Annotated in this window: 22 protein-coding genes and 1 pseudogene; 12 read left to right on the forward strand and 11 right to left on the reverse strand. The window is 70.5% G+C overall.

Annotation, left to right across the window (positions count from 1 at the left end; all coding sequences use genetic code 11):
- Nucleotides 1-32: 32 nt before the first annotated feature.
- Nucleotides 33-1,046 (reverse strand): glycosyltransferase family 2 protein, encoded by a 1,014-nt coding sequence (locus tag ACQEVS_RS13350; protein WP_433019742.1) that lies wholly within the window; start codon nucleotides 1,044-1,046, stop codon nucleotides 33-35.
- 302 nt (nucleotides 1,047-1,348) lie between these two features.
- Between ACQEVS_RS13350 and ACQEVS_RS13355 the strand changes: the two genes are divergently transcribed.
- A complete protein-coding gene (locus tag ACQEVS_RS13355; protein ID WP_433027523.1) occupies nucleotides 1,349-2,935 on the forward strand; it encodes an LCP family protein in 1,587 nt (528 codons plus the stop codon).
- A 227-nt stretch (nucleotides 2,936-3,162) separates the two neighbouring features.
- Here ACQEVS_RS13355 and ACQEVS_RS13360 read toward each other — a convergent pair whose 3' ends face one another.
- Entirely contained in the window at nucleotides 3,163-3,720 is a 558-nt protein-coding gene (locus ACQEVS_RS13360; protein ID WP_433019745.1) for an acyl-CoA thioesterase, read from the reverse strand.
- A gap of 446 nt (nucleotides 3,721-4,166) precedes the next feature.
- Here ACQEVS_RS13360 and ACQEVS_RS13365 point away from each other — a divergent pair, with 446 nt between their 5' ends.
- Nucleotides 4,167-5,084 carry an LCP family protein gene (locus ACQEVS_RS13365; protein WP_433019748.1) on the forward strand — a complete coding sequence of 306 codons (918 nt, stop codon included), beginning with the start codon at nucleotides 4,167-4,169 and terminating at the stop codon, nucleotides 5,082-5,084.
- Between the two features lie 22 nt (nucleotides 5,085-5,106).
- Here ACQEVS_RS13365 and ACQEVS_RS13370 read toward each other — a convergent pair whose 3' ends face one another.
- Complete coding sequence (locus ACQEVS_RS13370) at nucleotides 5,107-5,889, reverse strand: VOC family protein (RefSeq protein WP_433019751.1); 783 nt, start codon at nucleotides 5,887-5,889, stop codon at nucleotides 5,107-5,109.
- A 197-nt stretch (nucleotides 5,890-6,086) separates the two neighbouring features.
- On the opposite strand from ACQEVS_RS13370, the gene ACQEVS_RS13375 reads away from it, so the two are divergent.
- The 4 genes from ACQEVS_RS13375 to ACQEVS_RS13390 are packed head-to-tail and all read left to right on the forward strand — an operon-like array spanning nucleotide 6,087 to nucleotide 7,987.
- The gene (locus ACQEVS_RS13375; RefSeq protein ID WP_433019754.1) at nucleotides 6,087-6,284 is read left to right on the forward strand and encodes a hypothetical protein; all 198 of its coding nucleotides are present in this window, start codon (nucleotides 6,087-6,089) and stop codon (nucleotides 6,282-6,284) included.
- The gene (locus tag ACQEVS_RS13380) at nucleotides 6,268-6,792 is read left to right on the forward strand and encodes a DUF6879 family protein (RefSeq protein ID WP_433019757.1); all 525 of its coding nucleotides are present in this window, start codon (nucleotides 6,268-6,270) and stop codon (nucleotides 6,790-6,792) included. Before ACQEVS_RS13375 ends, ACQEVS_RS13380 begins: the two co-directional genes overlap by 17 nt.
- A complete protein-coding gene (locus tag ACQEVS_RS13385) occupies nucleotides 6,789-7,619 on the forward strand; it encodes a helix-turn-helix domain-containing protein (RefSeq protein ID WP_433019760.1) in 831 nt (276 codons plus the stop codon). Before ACQEVS_RS13380 ends, ACQEVS_RS13385 begins: the two co-directional genes overlap by 4 nt.
- 32 nt (nucleotides 7,620-7,651) lie before the next feature.
- Entirely contained in the window at nucleotides 7,652-7,987 is a 336-nt protein-coding gene (locus tag ACQEVS_RS13390) for a hypothetical protein (protein WP_433019763.1), read from the forward strand.
- 349 nt (nucleotides 7,988-8,336) lie between these two features.
- Here the strand turns inward: ACQEVS_RS13390 and ACQEVS_RS13395 are convergent, their stop codons facing one another.
- Genes ACQEVS_RS13395 through ACQEVS_RS13405 form a run of 3 tightly spaced genes read right to left on the reverse strand, consistent with a single transcriptional unit; the run spans nucleotide 8,337 to nucleotide 9,941 of the window.
- Nucleotides 8,337-9,185, reverse strand: a complete 849-nt coding sequence (locus ACQEVS_RS13395) for a helix-turn-helix domain-containing protein (RefSeq protein ID WP_433019766.1) — start codon at nucleotides 9,183-9,185, stop codon at nucleotides 8,337-8,339.
- A gap of 14 nt (nucleotides 9,186-9,199) precedes the next feature.
- Nucleotides 9,200-9,715: a DUF6879 family protein gene (locus ACQEVS_RS13400; RefSeq protein ID WP_433019769.1), complete on the reverse strand. Its 516-nt coding sequence runs from the start codon at nucleotides 9,713-9,715 to the stop codon at nucleotides 9,200-9,202.
- Complete coding sequence (locus ACQEVS_RS13405; RefSeq protein ID WP_433019772.1) at nucleotides 9,687-9,941, reverse strand: hypothetical protein; 255 nt, start codon at nucleotides 9,939-9,941, stop codon at nucleotides 9,687-9,689. Before ACQEVS_RS13405 ends, ACQEVS_RS13400 begins: the two co-directional genes overlap by 29 nt.
- 907 nt (nucleotides 9,942-10,848) lie before the next feature.
- Between ACQEVS_RS13405 and ACQEVS_RS13410 the strand changes: the two genes are divergently transcribed.
- From ACQEVS_RS13410 to ACQEVS_RS13425, 4 genes are all read left to right on the forward strand, one after another.
- On the forward strand, nucleotides 10,849-11,058 hold the full coding sequence (locus ACQEVS_RS13410) for a DUF397 domain-containing protein (RefSeq protein ID WP_433019775.1): 210 nt from the start codon (nucleotides 10,849-10,851) through the stop codon (nucleotides 11,056-11,058).
- A gap of 254 nt (nucleotides 11,059-11,312) precedes the next feature.
- Nucleotides 11,313-11,447, forward strand: a complete 135-nt coding sequence (locus ACQEVS_RS13415; RefSeq protein WP_356288938.1) for a hypothetical protein — start codon at nucleotides 11,313-11,315, stop codon at nucleotides 11,445-11,447.
- Between the two features lie 5 nt (nucleotides 11,448-11,452).
- Nucleotides 11,453-11,641: a hypothetical protein gene (locus ACQEVS_RS13420; RefSeq protein WP_433019778.1), complete on the forward strand. Its 189-nt coding sequence runs from the start codon at nucleotides 11,453-11,455 to the stop codon at nucleotides 11,639-11,641.
- A 649-nt stretch (nucleotides 11,642-12,290) separates the two neighbouring features.
- Nucleotides 12,291-12,431 carry a hypothetical protein gene (locus tag ACQEVS_RS13425; RefSeq protein ID WP_433019781.1) on the forward strand — a complete coding sequence of 47 codons (141 nt, stop codon included), beginning with the start codon at nucleotides 12,291-12,293 and terminating at the stop codon, nucleotides 12,429-12,431.
- Between the two features lie 200 nt (nucleotides 12,432-12,631).
- Here ACQEVS_RS13425 and ACQEVS_RS13430 read toward each other — a convergent pair whose 3' ends face one another.
- The gene (locus ACQEVS_RS13430) at nucleotides 12,632-13,789 is read right to left on the reverse strand and encodes an acyl-CoA dehydrogenase family protein (protein ID WP_433019784.1); all 1,158 of its coding nucleotides are present in this window, start codon (nucleotides 13,787-13,789) and stop codon (nucleotides 12,632-12,634) included.
- A gap of 175 nt (nucleotides 13,790-13,964) precedes the next feature.
- Here ACQEVS_RS13430 and ACQEVS_RS13435 point away from each other — a divergent pair, with 175 nt between their 5' ends.
- The gene (locus tag ACQEVS_RS13435) at nucleotides 13,965-15,305 is read left to right on the forward strand and encodes a UDP-glucose dehydrogenase family protein (protein ID WP_433019787.1); all 1,341 of its coding nucleotides are present in this window, start codon (nucleotides 13,965-13,967) and stop codon (nucleotides 15,303-15,305) included.
- A 142-nt stretch (nucleotides 15,306-15,447) separates the two neighbouring features.
- Here ACQEVS_RS13435 and ACQEVS_RS13440 read toward each other — a convergent pair whose 3' ends face one another.
- Genes ACQEVS_RS13440 through ACQEVS_RS13450 form a run of 3 tightly spaced genes read right to left on the reverse strand, consistent with a single transcriptional unit; the run spans nucleotide 15,448 to nucleotide 18,372 of the window.
- A complete protein-coding gene (locus ACQEVS_RS13440) occupies nucleotides 15,448-16,638 on the reverse strand; it encodes a dipeptidase (RefSeq protein ID WP_433019790.1) in 1,191 nt (396 codons plus the stop codon).
- Nucleotides 16,639-16,648: 10 nt separating this feature from the next.
- Nucleotides 16,649-17,185, reverse strand: coding sequence for a 5-(carboxyamino)imidazole ribonucleotide mutase (gene purE / locus ACQEVS_RS13445; RefSeq protein WP_433019793.1), 537 nt, complete (start codon nucleotides 17,183-17,185; stop codon nucleotides 16,649-16,651).
- A complete protein-coding gene (locus ACQEVS_RS13450) occupies nucleotides 17,182-18,372 on the reverse strand; it encodes a 5-(carboxyamino)imidazole ribonucleotide synthase (RefSeq protein WP_433027526.1) in 1,191 nt (396 codons plus the stop codon). The genes purE and ACQEVS_RS13450 overlap by 4 nt, the downstream gene beginning before the upstream one ends.
- A 153-nt stretch (nucleotides 18,373-18,525) precedes the next feature.
- Here ACQEVS_RS13450 and ACQEVS_RS13455 point away from each other — a divergent pair, with 153 nt between their 5' ends.
- Entirely contained in the window at nucleotides 18,526-19,080 is a 555-nt protein-coding gene (locus tag ACQEVS_RS13455) for a GtrA family protein (protein ID WP_433019796.1), read from the forward strand.
- Between the two features lie 93 nt (nucleotides 19,081-19,173).
- Here ACQEVS_RS13455 and ACQEVS_RS13460 read toward each other — a convergent pair.
- Nucleotides 19,174-20,447: pseudogene (locus ACQEVS_RS13460) on the reverse strand (ATP-binding protein).
- Between the last annotated feature and the right edge of the window lie 49 nt (nucleotides 20,448-20,496).

Consider the following 20,496-nt stretch of genomic DNA (forward strand, 5'->3'; position numbering starts at 1 on the left):
TACGCCGGAGGCGGCCCTTCCCGCGGTGTCCGCTACGCCCGCACCGCCGGGCGGCGGCTGGCGATGACGCGCTTCGCGAGCGAGCGCGGGCTGGTCAGGAAGCCGAAGCCCCACGACATGTGCATGGTCGCCAGCGCCACCGGGATCTGCGCCCGCGCCTTCAGCGGCAGCCCCTTGCCCGCGGGCACCGAGCCGGCGACGATCGCCGCCAGGTAGCCGCCCGGTACGACCAGCGCCCACGGCGTCACCGCGGCGCCCACCACGATCCCGGCCGCGATGGCGACGACGGCGGTCGGCGGGGCCAGGTAGCGGAGGTTGATCGAGCCCTTGTGGAAGCGGGCGACGACGTGCCGCCAGCGGCCGTAGTCCTTGTACTGCTTGGCGAGCGCGCGCACGCTCGGCCGGGGGCGGTAGGAGACCTTGAGCTCCGGCGAGAACCAGATCAGCCCGCCGGCCTCGCGGATGCGGAAGTTCAGCTCCCAGTCCTGGGCGCGGATGAACTCCTCGTTGTACCCGCCCTGCCGCTCCAGCGCCTCACGCCGGAAGACGCCCAGGTAGACCGTCTCGGCCGGCCCCGCCTCGCCACCCGTGTGGAACGCGGCGTTGCCGACCCCGATCTTCGAGGTCATGGCGGCGGCGACGGCCCGCTCCCAGTCGTTCTCCCCCTCGGCGTGCATGATGCCGCCGACGTTCTGCGCGCCCGTCTCGTCGAGCAGCCGCACGGCCGTCTTGATGTAGTCGGGCGAGAGCATGCCGTGCCCGTCCACCCGCACCACGATCGGGTGGCGCGACGCCTTGATCGCCGCGTTCAGGGCGGCGGGCGTGCGGCCGGTGGGGTTGGGCACCGTGTGGACCCTGGGGTCCTCCCGGACGAGCTCGGCGGCGATCTCGTCCGTGCGGTCGGCGGACGGACCGAGGGCGATCACCACCTCCAGCTCACCGGCGTAGTCCTGCTCCAGGATGTGCCGCACGGAGGTGCGCAGATGACGCTCCTCGTTGAGCACCGGCATGATCACGGAAACTGCGGGCGGCTGCTGCTCTGGCATGGTTCCTCGGAGGTACGGGGGTCAGGGGTTCACCCCGCGGTGGACGGAAACGCCGCCACGTTACCGCGAACGGGGGACGCGGACCCGCGCCGCCCGGGTGGCGGGCGGGCGCCGGACGGCGTGGAACCGCGGCCCGTTGATCGTATTGACCTACGGTGACCCGGTTCCGTCCCCCTGCCGCGCCGGGGGTGTCCCCAGTTCGTCGCGGAGGTCACGAAGTGCCCGTACCAGACCCAGTACCGGCCGGCACTCCCCGCCCGGACCGCGGCCGGCACGGCGCCCCGCGCCGGCCCCGCTGGGGGCTGCGCGTCGCCACCGCGCTCGCCCTCGTCATCCTCGTCGCCGGCGGCGCCGGGCACGCGGTGGTGCACGGCATCGACCGGGGCATCCGCCGCGTCGACCCCTTCACCGGCCTCTCCCACCGCCCCCGCACCGGCCACGGCACCAACATCCTGGTGGTCGGCACCGACGGCCGCGACACCATCACCGAGGACGAGCGCACCCGCTACCGCCTGGGCGGCGAACCCTGCCACTGCACGGACACCGTGCTGCTGGTCCACCTCTCCGAGGGCCGCGACCGGGCGTCCGTCGTCAGCCTCCCCCGCGACACGTACACCGTCCTCCCCGCCCGCACCGACGCCTCCGGCGCCCTCCGCCCGGCCCATCCGCAGAAGCTCAACGCCGCGTACGCGGAGGGCGGGCCCGCGCTGACCGTCAGCACCGTCGAGCAGCTCACCGGAGTGCACATCGACCACTACCTGGAGGTCGACTTCGCCGGCTTCATGCGCACGGTCGACCTGGTCGGCGGGGTGCGCCTCTGCACCGAGGTGCCGCTCCGGGACGACCACAGCGGTCTCGACCTGCCGGCCGGGACCAGCACGCTGAACGGCGGCCAGGCCCTGCAGTACGTCCGCTCCCGGCACCTCGACGCCAGCGCCGACCTCGGCCGGATGCGCCGCCAGCAGCGCTTCGTCGCCGCCCTGCTCCAGCGGGCGACGAGCGGCGGGGTGCTCCTCGACCCGCCGGTGTTCCGCCGGGTCGCCACCGCCCTGCTCGGCGCGGTCCGCGCGGACCGCGGCTTCGACGCGGCCGAGCTCGTCGAGCTGGGCCGTACGCTGCGGGGGCTCCGGCCGGCCTCGACGGAGTTCACCTCGGTGCCGATCGCGGCCGTCGACTTCCCCGTGCCCGGGGTCGGGTCGACCGTGCGATGGGACGAGGGCGCGGCCGCGCCGCTGTTCCGGGCGCTGCGGGCGGACCGGCCGCTGGCGGGGGTGGGTGGCGCGGGCGGGAGCGCGACCCCGACGCCGGAGCCGACGGAGGGGGAAGCGGAGACGGAGGCGGAGACGGACGGGAAGGGGCCGGGGCCGGTGGGCGCCCCCGGGCCATCGGCGGCACCGGCGTCCGGCGGGGTGCCCGCCGCGCCGGGTGTGCCGGTCGCTCCGGCCACTCCGGTCCCGTCCGCCCCGCCCGCGGAGGCGACGGCGACGCCGGCCGGCCCCGCGCCCGTCGAAGTGGCCCCCGGGCAGATCCGGGTCCAGCTCCTCAACGGCTCAGGCCGCCCCGAGCTCGGGCAGGACACCGACGCGGCGCTGCGGTCCGCCGGCTTCCTCACCACCGGCCTGCCGCTCGACGCCCCGCCGCCGACCGCCCTGCGCACGGTGATCGCCTTCGATCCGCGCTGGGACCGCTCCGCCCGCTCCCTCGCGGCGGCTCTGCCCGGCGCCGAGCTGCGGGCCGTGCCGGGGCAGGGGGCGCTGATGCAGGTGACGCTGGGGGCGGATTTCGGCGGAGTGCGGGCGGTCCGGGGGCCGGAGCCGCTGCCTGGGCAGGGGCCGGCGTCCGTGCGGCAGGAGGTGGTCACGGGGGATCGGGTGGTGTGCGGCGGGTGAGTGTTGGGGGGTGCCCCGGTCCCTCCCTTTCTCCCCCAGCTACCGCTGGGAGGTGCCCCCAGTTTCTTGCGGGGGCTCTGCCCCCGCACCCCCGAAACCGCGCTCCGCGCGGTTGTCCTCAAACGCCGGACGGGCTGAAGAGCACGCCCGGGCGCGAAGCCAGCCCGTTGGGGGTGTGCCCCCTCCGGGGGAGTTCGAGGGCGGGCGGCGAAGGGGTGGGCCGGGGCTCAGTCCTCCAGCCCCTCCGCCGCCCGGTTCATCCGCAGCTCCTTGATCGCACGCCGTCGCGCAAGCCGGTGTGTGCGCCGGATCTGCGCCTCCTGGTAGCGCCGCCGGTCCCGCTCCGTCTCCGGCAGCACCGGCGGCACGGGCCGCGGCTTGCCCTCCTCGTCGACGGCGGCGAAGACCAGGTAGGCGCTGCCGACCTGTACGGCCGGCGCGGACTCGTTCCAGCGCTCGGCCATGACGCGGACGCCGACCTCCATGGAGGAGCGTCCGGTCCAGTTGCACTGGGCCTGGACGTGGACGAGGTCACCGACGCGGACCGGCTCCAGGAAGGCCATCTCGTCCATGGACGCCGTCACGGCGGGGCCGCCGGAGTGCCGGCCGGCGACCGCGCCGGCGACGTCGTCCACCAATTTCATGATCACCCCGCCGTGCACGGTGCCCAGAAGGTTCGTGTCGCTCGCGGTCATGATGTGGGACAGCGTCGTGCGCGAGGCCGAGGTCGGCTTGCCGGGTATCCCGGCCGCGCCGGACTCGGCGGTCCGGTCCTGAGTGGTCATGCACCCCACTGTATGCGGGGTGCATGTACCCGGCCGCCCGTGTGTCAGCTCTGCAACAGCCGTGACCCGGTCCGGTACCACCCGGCCGGAGCAGTCGCGCGGGCGGGCACACTTCTTCTCATGAGTGAGTGGCCCGAAGTGCGGAACAACGACCGCCGGTACCCGTACGGAGGCGACGGCGCCCACCCGCGCGCGCACCGGAGCGGGCCGCCGCCGCAGTACGGGCAGCCCGGACGGCCCGGTCCGTCCGGCGCACCGGGCGGCCACCGTGACGACGGTTACAACACCGGCCGGGTCTACGGACGCGGCGGCGGCCCGGGGGCACCCCCGGCGGTCCGGCCGCGCCGGGGCGCGCGCCGCGCGGCGGCCGGCCGGGCCGGCCGAACTGGCGCAGGCGGATCACCATAGGTCTGCTCGCCTTCCTCGCCGTGGTGCTGGTGGTCTCCGTGAGCACCTACTTCTGGGCCGACTCCAAGCTGCGCCGCGAGGTCGACCTCGGGAAGGTGGAGGACCGGCCGCCGGGCGGCGAGGGCACGAACTACCTGATCGTCGGCTCGGACAGCCGGGAGGGGCTGACCGAGCAGGACAAGAAGGAGCTGCACACCGGGTCGGCCGACGGCAAGCGCACCGACTCGATGATGATCCTGCACACCGGTGACAACGGCACCACCATGCTCAGCCTCCCCCGCGACTCGTACGTCACCATCCCGGCGTTCACCGGCCAGAAGACCGGCAAGCGGTTCCCGGCCTCCACCCACAAGCTGAACGCCGCCTACGCGGACGGCGGCCCCGAACTGCTCGTCCGGACCATCGAGTTCAACACCGGGCTGCGCATCGACCACTACGCGGAGATCGGCTTCGGCGGGTTCCGCAGCCTGGTCGACTCGCTCGGCGGCGTCGACATGTGCCTCGACAAGCCGATCAAGGACCGTGACTCGGGCGCCGACCTCAAGGCCGGCTGCCAGACGCTGGACGGCAAGCAGTCGCTGGCCTTCGTCCGCCAGCGCCACCAGGAGGCCGACCAGGACCTCGGCCGGATGCGCAACCAGCAGAAGTTCCTGAACACCCTCGCCAAGCAGGCGGCCTCGCCGTCCACCGTGCTCAACCCATTCACCCTCTACCCGGTGATCGGCTCCGGCCTCGACACCCTGATCGTCGACGACGGCATGGAGCTGTGGGACCTGACGTCGATGTTCTGGGCGATGAAGGGCGTCACGGGCGGCGACGGCAAGCAGATGACGGTGCCGATAGGCAACGCCAACCTGGCCACGCGCGGCGACGGCGTCGCGGTAAAGTGGGACCCGGTCAAGTCGAAGCAGCTCTTCGAGCAGCTGAAGAAGGACGAGAAGGTGACGGTGGAGTAGGCCCGCCGGGGCGGGGCCGGGCTCAGGCCGGTTCCGCCCCCTGGATGACGGCGAAGATCCCGCCCTGCGGGTCGGCGACCACGGACATCCGGCCCGCCACCATGTCGAACGGCGGCACCAGCACCGAGCCGCCCGCCCGGACGAGCGCGTCGACCGTGGTGTCCGTGCCGTCGACGGCGAAGTACGTCAGCCAGTGCGAGGGCGTGCCCTCCGGGAACCGCTCCAGCCCCTGCATCCCGCCGATCGGCCTCCCGTCCGCCCTCAGCGCGAAGTAGCCGGGCGCCTCCTCCATCGGCACCGCCTCGATCCCGAACGCGGCCCGGTAGAACGTTCCCGCCGCCTCCGGGTCGGAGGTGTTCAGCTCGTTCCAGATCACCGCACCGGGTTCGTTGACCACCTCGCAGCCGAAGAAGTCCCTGGTCTGCCAGAGTCCGAACACGGCGTCCGTGGAGTCCGCGACCACCGCCATCCGGCCGAAGGTCAGCACGTCCATCCCGGGCACCAGCACCCGCCCGCCGTGCTCCGCGACCGCGCCGGCCGCGGCGTCGGTGTCCGCCACCGCCAGGTACGTCGTCCACGCGGTCTGCGGCGGGGGCTGCCCCTCCTGCGCCATCGCGGGCCCGATGCCCGCCACGGCCCGGCCGTCCAGCGTGCACACCGCGTACCCGCCCGTCTCCGGCGGCCCGGGCTCCCCCTGCCACCCGAAGAGGTCCCGGTAGAAGTCCAGTGCCGCCCGCTGATCGGGCGCCATCAGATCCACCCAGCAGGGCGTACCGGGCGCGTACGTCTCACGTACCTCGGGCATGACGCTCGCCTCCTGGCGCACGGCGGTCCCCCCAGGGGTCGTGTCCAGGGTGGGGGGCGTCGGGCGGGGGCGCCACTTGGGGGCTCGCGCCGGTTCGGGACAGCGGTTTCCTGTTCCCTCAACCGGCGCTCCTTGACCCTCGGGTCACGGCTCCGGAAGCATCGGAACGCGGGGAGCGCACCTCAGGGGAGGAACCGATGACGCTCAAGGCGACACTGCTGGTCAGCACGTGTGACCTCAAGGACTGCCCGGCCCTGTACACGACGGACCGCGACACGTTGCTCGTGCAGGGCGAGACACCGACCGACCACGGGCTCGAGATTCCCGCTCACGAAACCCTGGTGGAGATCCCGATGGAGCTCATCCGGAAGGTCATCCGTGAGCAGCTCGTCTAAAAACCTGGGCGACCTCTTCGCGGAATTCGGACAGGAAGCGTTTCGACTGGAGACCTTGGACGACTACGGCAGGTCGGGAAACGTCGACGCGTATCGGACGTTCCTCTCCGGCGCGCCGCGGCCCGTCGACTACAACGCCGACTGGGTGGAGGAAGTCCGCTCGCACACCGGCCGTGGCAAGCGCGTCTATCGGGTACACGTACTGACGCGTCCGCTGACGGACTACCTCCGGTACGAACTCGGCTGGGGGTACCGGAAGAACATGACCGGAGGGGAAGAATTCTTCATCCTCGACGTCACGGACAAACCCAATCCGCTGGCGGGGAGCCCGGATTTCTGGCTGTTCGACTCCAAGACGGCGGCCGTCATGCGGTACGACGACCAGGGCGCCTTTCTGGGGGCTGAGATCCTCCCTCAGAGCATGGCGGAGGAATACGTCCGGCGCCGGGACACGGCGCTCGCCCAGGCGGAACCGTTCGTGAGCTGGTGGGCCGAGCACGGCGAGTGAACGGAGCACAGCTCGGGGCGGCATTGCGGGCGCTGCGCGAGGCATCCGGCAGGGAGGCCAAGGCAGTCGCCCGCAGCGCTCTCATGTCCCCTTCGAAATTGTCGAAGATCGAGAACTCGAGGCTCGCCCCCAGTGCGACCGACGTGGAACGCATCCTGACCGCCATCGGCGTGTCCGAGGCGGTCAAAGCGGAGTACACGGGGGCCGCCCGCGCCGTGGCCACGGAGGCGACGGCGTGGCGGCTGCTGAAGAGGGCCGGTGTTCACAAGGGCCAGCAAGCCGTCAAAGCGCTCGAAGCCCAGATGTCCGTTCTCCGGCTGTTCCAGCCGGCTCTCGTTCCCGGCCTGTTGCAGACGGCGGAGTACATCAGGGCTGTCCTGCGGCGCCACGGCCTGAGCGACGACACGCTCACCCGGACGATCGACGGCAGACTCGAACGGCAGGCCGTCCTCTATGACGCTACGAAGGAACTGCACTTCGTCATCACGGAACCGGCCCTTCGCTGGCAGATCGTGCCCCGCCCCATGCTGGCTGCTCAGCTGGACAGGATCGTGTCCATATCCCGGCTTTCCCACGTTGACATTCGCGTGGTCCCTCTGCGGTTCCAGCAGGCCGACGTGGCCAATCACGCCTTCGTCATCAGGGACAACCGCATGGTCACAGTGGAAACCGTCCATGCCGAACTGGTCGTGACGGAGCCGAAAGACGTGGAGCTGTACGTCCGGAAGTTCGAAGGGTTCGCACGAGCGGCACTGTCCGGGAGCGAGATGCGCGCCATGGTCGAGGCGATCCGCGACGAATTCTTGAGCGAACAGGAAACGGCATAGACCGTCCCCGCCCGCGCCGCCACGCTGGTCCCGTGACCCCGGAAACCGAATGCACCGCCAAAGCAGCCGCCGTCTTCCTGGCGGGCAAGAAGAAATCCGACGACGTCGCGTTCATGCTGGAGCGCGCGCTCGCCGCGCTGGGCATCACCGTGGGCGATCAGGACGCGTGGCCGCGGCTCACGGGACGGGCGTCGCTGTCCGGCGAGCCGTACGTGTACCTGGGGACCGTGCCGGTGGCGACCGCGCTCAAGCTCGTCGACACCTTGGTGTACGCGCACTCCGAGCGGCGTAGACGCGCCGACGCGCTCGACGCTCGAGGAGGCGCCCGCGATCCACGGCGAGAACCTGGCACAGGATGTGCGCCGTGATCGCGGCTTCGCGCACGTCGGACGGACCGGGGACGGCAAGGCCGTCGTCATGCGCAAGCGCGGCAGGTGGACCGTGGTCGGTCCTCCTGCGGCGGCGCACCGAGGACGCGGTGGAGACCGTCAAGGCTCCTCGAAGGCTACGGCCGGTGGCGTGGGAGAACGCGAACGCCCCGGTCGGCTTCGACCGGGGCGTTCGCGCCGCCGTTACGGCAGGTTGCGCGCCATGACGATGCGCTGGACCTGGTTCGTGCCCTCGTAGATCTGCGTGCTTTACGGCATGTGGGGCCCTGACCTGCACGAACGCACCCTTCTCGGGGTGCTCCCCCAGCATTTCCCCATGATCACTAGGTCACTCCAGGGACGCCACCGCATCCGCGATCAGAGAACGCGCTGCCGCTCCGCGTACGGCCCCTTGGGAGAGCCGCTCAAACGCTCGGGCATACAGCTCGACCTGACTGGGCTGCGTGAGCGTGGAAGCAGCGTCCAACGTGTCCGCGTGCACCCGGCCGTCATCGAAGATCGTGAAGGTAGGCATGGGCCACACGGGCCGTTGCGCCGAGAACGGGACGATGCCTACAGCGACGTTCTGGAGGTCCATAGCCCCGAGCAAGTGGCCAAGCTGTGCCGCCATGGTTTCGGCGCTGCACAGCCGATAGCGCAACACCGACTCCTCCAACACGAACGAGAAACGGTGTGCGCCATTGCTCAGCACCGCGTTACGCCTCATGCGGGCCGCCACGGCATCGCTCACATCATCCGGAGTTCCCCGGAAATCCGCGATGGAGGACAGCAGAGCAGCGGCGTATCCGGGCGTCTGGAGGAAGCCGGGGATCACGTCGGAGACATAGACGCGGAAGGTCTTGGTTTCTTGGTACAGATCCCCAGTGGATTCTTGCAGGCGTCGAAGGCCGCTCCGCTGGAGTCGTTTCCACTGCACATGCGCATCGGCGGACTGCCGGTTTGCCGCGATCAAGTCGGGGATTTGATCGCCAGCGGCGCAGGCACGGCACCACGCCCGGATGTCCGCGTCCGAGGGAGGCGTCTTGGCATTCTCGATCCGGGATGACTTCGACTCCGACCAACCACACCTGATAGCCAGCTCCCGCCCGTTGATCCCCGCGTCCTGCCGGATCTCACGCAGACGCGCCGCAAGATCCTCGCGGGCCTTCTGGACGCGTGAAGAGGGGTGTGGGGGCATGGAGCTGACTTTCGTCAGACCTCGTACTGGTGGTGCGGGATCGCTCGCTCCCAAACCGTTTCGAAGGCGGCAGCGCACAGCTTCACGGCTTCCGGGTCCACCGTGATCTCGTCCTCCACTACCGCGCCGTCACCTGAGAAGTGGTGCACCCGGAGCAGCTCGTCATCGAACAGCCAGAAGTCATTTCCCGGCAGGGCGACAGCCGTGGCCCGCCGCCGTGGCAGCCACCGGACTTCCTCGCCAGCCGTGACGTTGGCATGAGTGACGTAGTGCTCCCACCGGATGTAGTCCGATACCGGCTCGGAGATCACCCGAGCCCTGCGGATCACCACGCCCCTGGCCACGGTGTCCGCGATCAATTGGTCATAGGGATGCCACCAGGACTCGCGATCCTCCCAATTGATCCGCTCCCCACGCCTCCATGCCTCGAACCGGTCCGTGGTGGCGTACGAGTCGCGCAGTTCCAGATGGACGGCGGATCGCTGGCACTGGCCAAGCAGCTCAGCGAAGCTGGGCACGCTCGACGGCATCACACGCCTCCCTGATCATCGGAATCATCCGGGCCGGAACCCTGACGATGGCCTCGCTGTCGGGCACCGAGCCGTTCGCGGGGCTGGTTCCCTCACACTCCGCCTGAGTCTCGGGGTTCGGCTTCCACCCCTGCAACAAGATCTCCTGAGCTTCAGCGTCCGCCCACACGGTGGGGCAGTGGTCCCGGTCGGTGTTGGGGTCGATCCCAACGAACTCTACGGCCATGGCAGGCTCCCTGGTCTAGGTACTTGCTCGGGCTTGCATCAGCTTCTTTGAGCTGGAGAGATACCGTCAATACCGCTATGAGCCATGCCAACTGACGTGCAAGCTCATGCAAGTTTGTGGAGCCCGGCACTCCCTGATTCCTACGGTCCGCACATCGACCTCGGAATCGATCGGGAGGGCGCGGCGCGATGACCGAGAGCAGGGCACACGGTAAGGGAGCGACTGATCAGGCGGGCGGCAGTGAGGCCCGGCAGTTTCTCTCCCGTCTCTCCCGGGCGGGCGGCGTCGGCGGTGTGCTCTTGGTGCGCAAGTTCGACCCTGGGCCCGAGGGAGCGGACGTTGCCCCTGGCGATGGTCTGAAGTGGCCCAAGTGCCAGTGCGGTAGCCCGAAGTGCCCCGACTACGAGCCGCTCGCGGAGCCGTTAGGCGACCGGTTGAGCATCAAGGTGGCCGAAGCCAACAGACGGAGCCGCAGGGGTGGGCTATGAGCCCGCAGACGGCGACGAAAGCGGCTAGGAAGCGTGAGCCCCGCAAGGGGGCACCGAAACGAGCGGCCAAGGCGCCCGAGCCACTGATCACGTTCTGCGGGATGTGCACCGGTCACCGCTCGATCTGGTGTCCCGACTGCTGGGGATTTGCTGGGTGCGACACCTGCCACCACACGTTCAAGGTTCCCTGCCCGGTCTGCGCGGGAGGCAAGTTGGGGCCGATCAGATGGTGATCCTTCATTCTCCGTCCCTGTCGGACGTAGCCGAACTGGGCTCCCCGTGCCCAATCGGAATCCCGGCGGGGGCGGTGCAGACTCCCGCCCCGGTGGTGGAAACCCTGGACAGGTCGAGCGGCCGGGGCGGGTTGTACGACGGCGCGGGGACCGCTTCCCCGCACGCACGGCGAAGGGATAGGCACGATGACCGCAGTCCCCGAGTTCGAGTTCCGCACGTCCAGCGCATGCAAGTACGACAACAACAACAAGCTGTGTGTCGAGGTGGTGACCAACGTTCCCGGTAGGGTCGCGGTCCGCAACTCCGCGACGGGCCAGACGGTCGAGTTCACGGCCGTGGAGTGGGCGGCCTTCCTCCCCGGTGCCAAGCTGGGGGAGTTCGACGTCACGGTGTAGGGAGTCGTCATGCAGCAGTGCTCCTTGTGTGGTGCTAGGGCGGAGCGCGACCCGGAGCACTCTGAAGTGACGCGCTGCATGTCGTGCTGGGAAGTGTGGGTGCTGCCGACTGATCGACGGTGCCCAGGAGCAGGGCGGGGCACATTCGCCCCCGCTCTGCGGCTGTTGGAGGAGTACCGGGACTTGAACCGCTGAGCAAGCAAAGGTACGCCTCTGCGCCGTGATCACGTTCGACGGAAAGGGAGGGTGCGAAAGTGGGTAAGAAGAACGAAGACGAGTGGGACCCACAGGCCAACCAGGGCCAGGCGACCGATCCTGACACCCGTGTCTCTCAGAACGGTGATGTGCACAGCAGCATGGCGGACGACGAGGACCGCGAAGGGAAGTAGCGCCCGTGATCCACGGTGAGAACCTGGTGAAAGACCTGCGGCGTGATCACGGCTTCATCCACGTCGGGCGCACCAGGGACGGCAACGCCGTGGTCATGCGCAAGGGCGACAAGTGGACCGTCGTCCCGCTTCGCTGGCTCACCGAAGAGGCCGTGGACACTATCAAGGCCCAGGCCGGAATCAGTCTCGTGTGAGTCGTCCAGCAGCAAAGGAACGCCCCTGCCGGTAGTGGCAGGGGCGTTCTTTGGTTGCTTCGAGGCTTAGAGCAGCGCCAAGAAGGGGTTGGTGCCGGCGAGCGGTTCCGACCGCTTCACCGGTTCCGACAAGGCCGCCGGGGCCGGGCCCTGCTTGGTGGCAGGGCGGTAGGCGTCGAGCTGGACGACCGTGGCGCGGTTCTCCTCACGCTCGGCGCTGGCCGGCTGCGGCTCTGCGTGACGGAAACCGTCAACACGGAGCGTGAAAACCGTCTTCGGCCGGCAAGGCTGAGCGGCTGCCGCTTGATCTTGGGAGCATCGGCCCCCTTGTCCTGGGTGGCGTTCCGGAGGGTGGACCCGTCCCACGCGGCGCGGAGTTTGGTCGTGAACGAGGGGTCGCGCTTGACCCGCTTCAGGACCTCTGTCCATTCCTCTTCTACGACCAAGGCGCGCACGTCCCGCCCGTGCTCGGTTTCGGCGGTCGCTTCCTGCTGCTCCCACAGGGGGTTGACGAGACTGGCGCCGGACGTGATGCCGGATGTGGTGTGGGTGGCCAGGAAACGGCCCAGGGGCTCGTCCAAGACGTGATGAGCGGTCCGGAGCGCGATCCCGCCTGCTCTACGCGGGCCTCCCTGAGAACGACGTAGCGATGGGGCACAGCAGCACGGGCGTGCTGCGGCAGCACTACCACTACATCTTCGAGGGAGCCGAACAGCGCGGCAGCGCCGCCATCGCAACGATGCTGACGCCCGGCGCGGACGACCCCACGGAGCGGGCCGAGGTTGCATGACCCGACCAAGGCGAACGGCCCCCGGCATCAAGTCGGGGGCCGCGTCGTTTGCCCAGGTCAGCGGGGCTTTTCGTCCCAGTGTCAGCCCAGGATTTCCCCAGCATGACGCCCAGGAACACCCCGATCCGGACCGGAACGGGCCGAAACCCGAGATGACCTTGCCAGCGACGGAAAACCGCCTCTGACCTGTGAGAAAGGCTCTACGGCAGGTTCCTCGCCATGACGATCCGCTGGACCTGGTTCGTGCCCTCGTAGATCTGCGTGATCTTCGCGTCGCGCATCATCCGCTCCAGCGGGTAGTCGCGCGTGTAGCCGTAGCCGCCGAGGAGCTGGACGGCGTCCGTGGTGATGTCCATGGCCGCGTCGGAGGCGAAGCACTTCGCCGCCGCGCCGTGGAAGGTGAGGTCGTCGTCGAGGCGCTCGGACTTGGCCGCCGCCGCGTAGGTGAGCTGGCGGGCCGCCTCCAGCTTCATGGCCATGTCGGCGAGCATGAACTGGACGCCCTGGAAGTCGCCGATCGGCTTGCCGAACTGCTTGCGCTCCTTGACGTAGCCCTTGGCGTAGTCGAGGGCGCCCTGGGCGATGCCGAGGGCCTGGGCCGCGATGGTGATGCGGGTGTGGTCCAGGGTCTTCATCGCCGTGGCGAAGCCCGTGCCCTCCTCGCCGATCATGCGGTCGGCGGGGATGCGGACGTTGTCGAGGTAGACCTCGCGGGTCGGCGAGCCCTTGATGCCGAGCTTCTTCTCCGGTGCGCCGAAGGAGACGCCGGCGTCGGACTTCTCGACGACGAACGCGGAGATGCCCTTGGAGCGCTTCTCCGGGTCGGTCACGGCCATGACCGTGTAGTACTCGCTGACGCCCGCGTTGGTGATCCAGCGCTTGACGCCGTTGAGGACCCAGAAGTCGCCGTCGCGCACGGCGCGCGTCTTCATGCCGGCCGCGTCCGAGCCGGCGTCGGGCTCGCTGAGGCAGTACGAGAACATCCCGTCGCCCTTGGCGAGCGGGCCCAGGTACTTCTTCTTCAGCTCCTCGGAGCCGGAGAGGACGACCGGCAGCGAGCCGAGCTTGTTGACCGCCGGGATGAGGGAGGAGGAGGCGCAGACACGGGCCACCTCCTCGATGACGATCACCGTCGCGAGGGCGTCGGCGCCCGCGCCGCCGAACTCCTCGGGCACGTGCACCGCGTGCAGATCGGCCGCGGTCAGCGCGTCGAGCGCTTCCTGCGGAAAGCGACCCTCCTCGTCCACCGCCGCGGCGAACGGCGCGATCTTCGCCTCGGCGAGCGAGCGAACGACCTTGCGGAGCTCGTCGTGCTCCTCGGACGGCCGGTACAGGTCGAAGTCCTTGTTTCCCGCCAAGGCGAACTCCCCAGAGCGTTAACTACCGTTTAGTAACCGTGATTCTAGGGGCGCCGGCCCGGCCGGGGATACGTGAGCTTGCCGACAGCGGCGGATCATGCGAATCCTTCCCCCGACCGCCCCGGACTATGCTCGGGCCACGCAGTCAGCACGCCCGTACGTAACTGGAGCACGCATGGCCCCCAAGATCACTGTGATCGGCACCGGCTACCTCGGCGCCACCCACGCGGCGGCCATGGCCGAGCTGGGCTTCGAAGTGCTGGGCCTCGACGTGGTCCCGGAGAAGGTCGAGATGCTCGGACGGGCCGAGGTGCCCATGTACGAGCCGGGGCTGGAAGAGCTGCTGCGCAAGCACGTCGCGGGGCTGGAGGGGTCCAGCGGGCGGCTGCGCTTCACCACCTCCTGGGAGGAGGTCGGCGAGTTCGGCGACGTCCACTTCATCTGCGTCAACACCCCGCAGAAGCACGGCGAGTACGCGTGCGACATGTCGTACGTGGAAGCCGCCGTCGCCTCGCTCGCCCCGCGGCTGAGCCGTCCCGCGCTCGTCGTCGGGAAGTCCACCGTGCCCGTCGGCAGCGCCGCCCGCCTCGCCCGCAAGCTCACCGAACTCGCCCCCGCCGGCGAGGAGGTGGAACTCGCCTGGAACCCGGAGTTCCTCCGCGAGGGCTTCGCCGTCCAGGACACCCTGCACCCCGACCGCATCGTCGTCGGCGTCGCGGGCGAACGCGCGGAGAAGGCGCTGCGCGAGGTGTACGCGACGCCGATCGGCGAGGGTTCGCCGTTCGTCGTCACCGACTACCCGACCGCCGAACTGGTGAAGACCGCCGCCAACTCCTTCCTCGCCACGAAGATCTCGTTCATCAACGCGATGGCCGAGGTGTGCGAGGCGGCCGACGGCGACGTCGCCAAGCTGGCCGAGGCCATAGGGCACGACGAGCGGATCGGGAAGAAGTTCCTCCGCGCCGGCATCGGCTTCGGCGGCGGCTGCCTGCCCAAGGACATCCGCGCCTTCATGGCGCGAGCGGGCGAGCTGGGTGCCGACCAGGCGCTCACTTTCCTGCGCGAGGTCGACTCCATCAACATGCGGCGGCGCGGGCACATGGTCGAGCTCGCTCGTGAGGCGGTGGGGGGTGGGTTCCTCGGGCGGCGCGTCGCCGTCCTCGGCGCCACCTTCAAGCCGGACTCGGACGACGTCCGGGACTCGCCCGCGCTCAATGTCGCCGGGCAGATCCATCTGCAGGGCGGTCAGGTGACCGTGTACGACCCGAAGGGGATGGAGAACGCTCGGCGGGTGTTCCCGACGCTTGGGTACGCGGGGAGCGCGTCGGAGGCTTGCCGGGGGGCGCATGTGGTGCTGCACCTGACCGAGTGGGCGGAGTTCCGGGAGCTCGATCCGGCGGCGCTGCGGGAGGTCGTGGCTTCGCCGCAGATCCTGGACGGCCGCAATGCGTTGCACGCTGACGCGTGGCGGGCGGCCGGGTGGACGTTCCGGGCGATGGGGCGGCCGCGGGCTTAGCCCATCGGGCGGGGTGCCCCAGCCCCGCCCCTTCGCCGATTCCCGGGGGCAAGCCCCCCGGACCCCCGAAAACGCGCGGAGCCGCGATGCCGGGGCGCGGGCCCTCCCGCAGAATCGGTGAAAGGGCGGGCCCGGGGCTCCCTCAACCGTCCAACTGCCCGATCGTCGCGATCGACGGCCCGCGCCGCCCGCTCACCTCACGGGAAACCGCTTCCGCGCCCCGCAACACCCGCACCGCGTTCTTCCAGGTCAACTTCGCCAAGTCGCCATCCGACCAACCCCGCCGCAGCAACTCCGCGATCAGGTTCGGATACCCGGCCACGTCCGCCAGGTCCGACGGCGTGAAGGCGGTGCCGTCGAAATCACCGCCGATGCCGATGTGGCCGGCCCCGGCGACCTCCCGCATGTGGTCCAGGTGGTCCGCGACCGTCGCCGCCGTCGCGACCGGGCGCGGGTGGCCGGCCTCGAAAGCCTGGTGGACGGCCATCGCCTCAGGCGTCGTGTCCAGGTGGTGGAAGCCGTGCGCGCGCATGTTCTCGTCGGCCGCGCGGGTCCAGGCGACGGCCTCGGGGAGGACGAACTTGGGGACGAACGTGACCATCGCGACGCCCCCGTTGGCCGGCAGTGCGGCCAGGACGTCGTCGGGAACGTTGCGGGGGTGGTCGCAGACCGCGCGTGCGGAGGAGTGCGAGAAGATCACCGGCGCTTCGCTGACGCGCAGCGCGTCCCGCATCGTGTCGGCGGAGACGTGCGACAGGTCGACGAGCATGCCGAGGCGGTTCATCTCGCGCACGACCTCCTCGCCGAAGCGGGTGAGGCCGCCGGCGCGCGGCTCGTCGGTCGCGGAGTCGGCCCACGGGATGTTGTCGTTGTGCGTGAGGGTCATGTAGCGCACGCCCAGGGCGTACAGGGCGCGCAGGGTGGCGAGGGAGCAGTTGATGCTGTGGCCGCCCTCGGCGCCCATCAGGGAGGCGATGCGGCCCTCGGCGCGCGCGGCCTCCATGTCGTCGGCGGTGAAGGCGAGCCGCAGGTCGGCCGGGTGGCGGTCGGCCAGCCGCCGGACGACGTCGATCTGTTCGAGGGTCGCGCTCACCGCGTCGTCGCCGGCCATGTCGCTGCGTACGTACACGGACCAGAACTGGGCGCCGATGCCGCCGGCGCGCAGCCGGGGCAGGTCGGTGTGGAGGCCAGCGGCGCTCTGGTCGGTGGCGATGTCGCGGCGGTCGAGGTCGTAGGAGACCTGTTCGCGCAGTGCCCAGGGGAGGTCGTTGTGCCCGTCGACGATGGGGTGGGCGGCCAGCAGTTCGCGGGCGCGGTCGAGCGGTTCCGTCACGTCCGTCCTCCTACTTTCCGAAGCCGAAGCCGGTGTCGCCCTGCGCCTTGGCGCGCAGGCGGCGGCCCTTCTCCGTCGCCTGCTCGTTGAGCTCCTCCTGGAAGCGGCTCATCCGGGCGCTCAGGCCGGGGTCGTGCGCGGCGAGCATGCGGACCGCGAGCAGGCCCGCGTTGCGGGCGCCGCCGACGGAGACGGTGGCGACGGGGACGCCGGCCGGCATCTGGACGATGGAGAGGAGCGAGTCCATGCCGTCCAGGTACTTGAGCGGGACCGGGACGCCGATCACCGGGAGGGTGGTGACGGAGGCCAGCATGCCGGGCAGGTGGGCCGCGCCGCCGGCGCCCGCAATGATCGCCTTCAGTCCCCGGCCGGCCGCCCGCTCGCCGTACGCGACCATCTCGCGGGGCATCCGGTGCGCGGAGACGACGTCGACCTCGTAGGGGACCTCGAACTCGGCGAGCGCCTCGGCGGCGGCCTCCATGACGGGCCAGTCGGAGTCGGAGCCCATGACGATGCCGACGACCGGTGCGCCGGGGGAGCTGCTCATTCGGTGATCGTCCCTCGCAGGTATCCGGCGGCGTGGGCGGCGCGCTCGCGCACGTCGTCCAGGTCGTCGCCGTAGGTGTTGACGTGTCCGACCTTGCGGCCGGGCTTGACGTCCTTGCCGTACATATGGATCTTCAGCCCGGGGTCGCGTGCCATGCAATGGAGGTACGCGGAATACATGTCCGGATAGTCGCCGCCGAGAACATTGGCCATGACGGTCCACCGGGCGCGCGGGCGCGGGTCGCCGAGCGGCAGGTCGAGGACGGCCCGGACGTGGTTGGCGAACTGCGAGGTGACCGCGCCGTCCTGGGTCCAGTGGCCGGAGTTGTGCGGGCGCATGGCCAGTTCGTTGACGAGGATCCGGCCATCCCGGGTCTCGAACAGCTCGACGGCCAAGTGGCCGACGACGCCCAGCTCCTGGGCGATCCGCAGCGCGAGCCGCTGGGCCTCGGCGGACAGGCCGGGGGACAGTCCGGGGGCGGGGGCGATGACCGTGTCGCAGACGCCGTCGACCTGGATCGACTCGACGACCGGGTAGGCGACGGCCTGGCCGTGCGGGGAGCGGACGACGTTGGCGGCGAGCTCTCGGACGAAGTCGACCTTCTCCTCGGCGAGGACGGGCACCCCGGCGCGAAAGGCGTCCTGCGCCCCGGCGGTGTCGCGGACCACCCAGACGCCCTTGCCGTCGTAGCCGCCGCGCACGGTCTTGAGGACGACTGGCCACCCCTCGCCCTCGGCGGCGAACCGCTCGACATCGGCCGGATCGGCCACGATGCGGTGGCGCGGACAGGGAACGCCGATCTCCGTGAGCTTCGCCCGCATCACGCCCTTGTCCTGGGCGTGCACCAACGCGTCGGGCCCCGGGCGGACGGGGATGCCGTCCGCCTCCAGGGCCCGTAGGTGCTCGGTCGGAACGTGCTCGTGATCGAAGGTGATCACATCGCAGCCTTGTGCGAACGCACGAAGGGTGTCGAGGTCGCGGTAGTCCCCCACCACCACCTCGTTCGCGACCTGCGCCGCCGAGTCCTGCGGAGTGTCACTGAGCAGCTTGAATCTGATGCCGAGGGGGATGCCCGCCTCGTGGGTCATACGGGCGAGCTGACCGCCGCCGACCATGCCGACTACCGGGAACGTCACGCCAACAGGGTATCCGTACGCACGACCGGCCCGGCCCCCTGCTTGGATGATCGTCCAAGCCGGACGGCCACCGGTCGGTGGCGGGCGGGGCGGCGGGCGTTCGTCCGGTATTCACCCGGCCCCCGGCCGCATCCCGAAAGCGCTCGCTAGCATGGTGAGTCGCCCCACGCCCTGACCGCCTTCCCCACGGAGCCTGACGAAACCATGAGTCATCGGCGCGCAGTGCGTTCCCGGCTGGAGCGGCTGGTCCGCGAAATCGCCAAGTTCGGCGCCATCGGCGCCGTCGGTTTCGTGGTCAACACCGTCGTCTTCAACATGTGCAGGCACTCCGGGCTGGCCGTGGTCCGCTCGGGTGTGATCGCCACCTGCTTCGCCATCGCGGCGAACTACGTCGGCAACCGGTACTGGACGTACCGCGACTGCGACAAGAGCCGCCGCAGCCGGGAGCTCACGCTGTTCCTGCTGTTCAGCGGGGTCGGCCTGGTGATCGAGAACGGCATCCTGGCGCTGTCGCACTACGGCTTCGGCTTCACCTCCACGGTGGCGGACAACATCGCCAAGAACGTGGTCGGGCTGGGCATCGGCACGGTGTTCCGATTCTGGTCGTACCGGACGTGGGTGTTCAAGCGGCTGCCGGTGACGCAGGCGGCCGTCGAGGCGGCTGAATCGTTTCTGGCGCAGGCTCCGCAGGTCACGCAGGCTCCGGCGGCCGCGGAGATCCCGCGGCAGCGGCACCGGGCCTCGTCCACGCACTCCTGACGGCCGTCCTTCCCCGTCCCGGCCTGCACCGGCGCGTGCCGGCGGGCGCCCGTAGACGTCCGTACCGGCGCCCGTACCGACGCCCGCCGGAGCTCAGTCCTCCCGCTCGTCCTCTTCCGGCTCGTGGGTCCCCGGCCGCGCCTCCATGCTCAGGAACAGCGCGAACACCGGCGGGCGCTGCTGGAGCAGTTCCAGCCGGCCGCCGTCCGCCTCCGCCAGGTCCCGGGCGACGGCCAGGCCCAGGCCCGTCGAGTTCCGGCCGCTGACCGTCCGTTCGAAGACCCGCGCGCCCAGGTCCGTCGGGACGCCCGGGCCCTCGTCGGAGACCTCGACCACCGCCTGGTTGCCGGTGACCCGGGTGCGCAGGGCGACGGCTCCGTCGCCATGGGTCAGGGAGTTCTCGATCAGCGTCGCGATGACCTGGGAGACCGCGCCCGGCGTGCCCACCGCGCGCAGCCCCTGCTTGCCCGAGCGGACCAGGGCCCGGCCGCCGGCGCGGATGGCGGGCCGCCACTCCTCCAGTTGCTGCTTGATCACTTCGTCGAGGTCGAAGGTGACGGCCGAGCCGGTCTTGGGGTCGCGGGAGTTGGTCAGCAGCCGCTGGACGACGTCGGTGAGCCGCTCGACCTGGGTGAGGGCGATCGTCGCCTCCTCCTTGACCGTGTCCGGGTCGTCGGTGAGCGTGATCTCCTCCAGCCGCATGGACAGCGCGGTCAGCGGGGTGCGGAGCTGGTGGGAGGCGTCGGCCGCGAGCCGCCGTTCCGCCGTGAGCATCCGGGCGATGCGTTCCGCGCTGCCGTCCAGGACGTCGGCGACCCGGTCGAGCTCGGGGACGCCGTAGCGGCGGTGGCGGGGGCGGGGGTCGCCGGAGCCGAGCCGCTCGGCGGTCTCGGCCAGGTCGGTGAGGGGCGCGGTCAGCCGGTTGGCCTGCCGCACGGCCAGGAAGACGGCGGCGACGACGGCCAGCAGCGCCACCGCGAGGATCACCAGCAGCGTCCGGCCGACCTCCTTGCTGACGGCCGAGCGGGACTCCTCCACCCGGACCCGCTCGCCGTGCTCCCCGGTCTGCTCCGAGACGATCAGGCCGCCCTCGGGCGGGTGCCGACCTCGATGGGCTTGCGGCCGGGGATCTCCACCCGCGCGTACCGGTCCTGGGCGATCTGCTGCTGCAGCACGCCCGCCTCGACCCGTTCGCCGCCGGCCAGCCGCCCTTCGACGCTGCTGACCAGCCGCACCGCCTCGGACTGCACGCTCTCCTGCGCGCTGCTCTCGATGGTGCGGGTCTCGACGATGACCAGCGAGATCCCGAAGACCGCGATCACGACGAGGACGACGGCGAGCGTGGAGTTGATCAATCGGCGGCGCACGGGCGGTTCTCCGGCTCGTTGTTCCGTTGTTCGGACGCCCCCCGGTCCC

Origin of the sequence: Streptomyces sp. CA-181903 (assembly GCF_050937075.1) — a bacterium.
GTDB lineage: Bacteria > Actinomycetota > Actinomycetes > Streptomycetales > Streptomycetaceae > Streptomyces.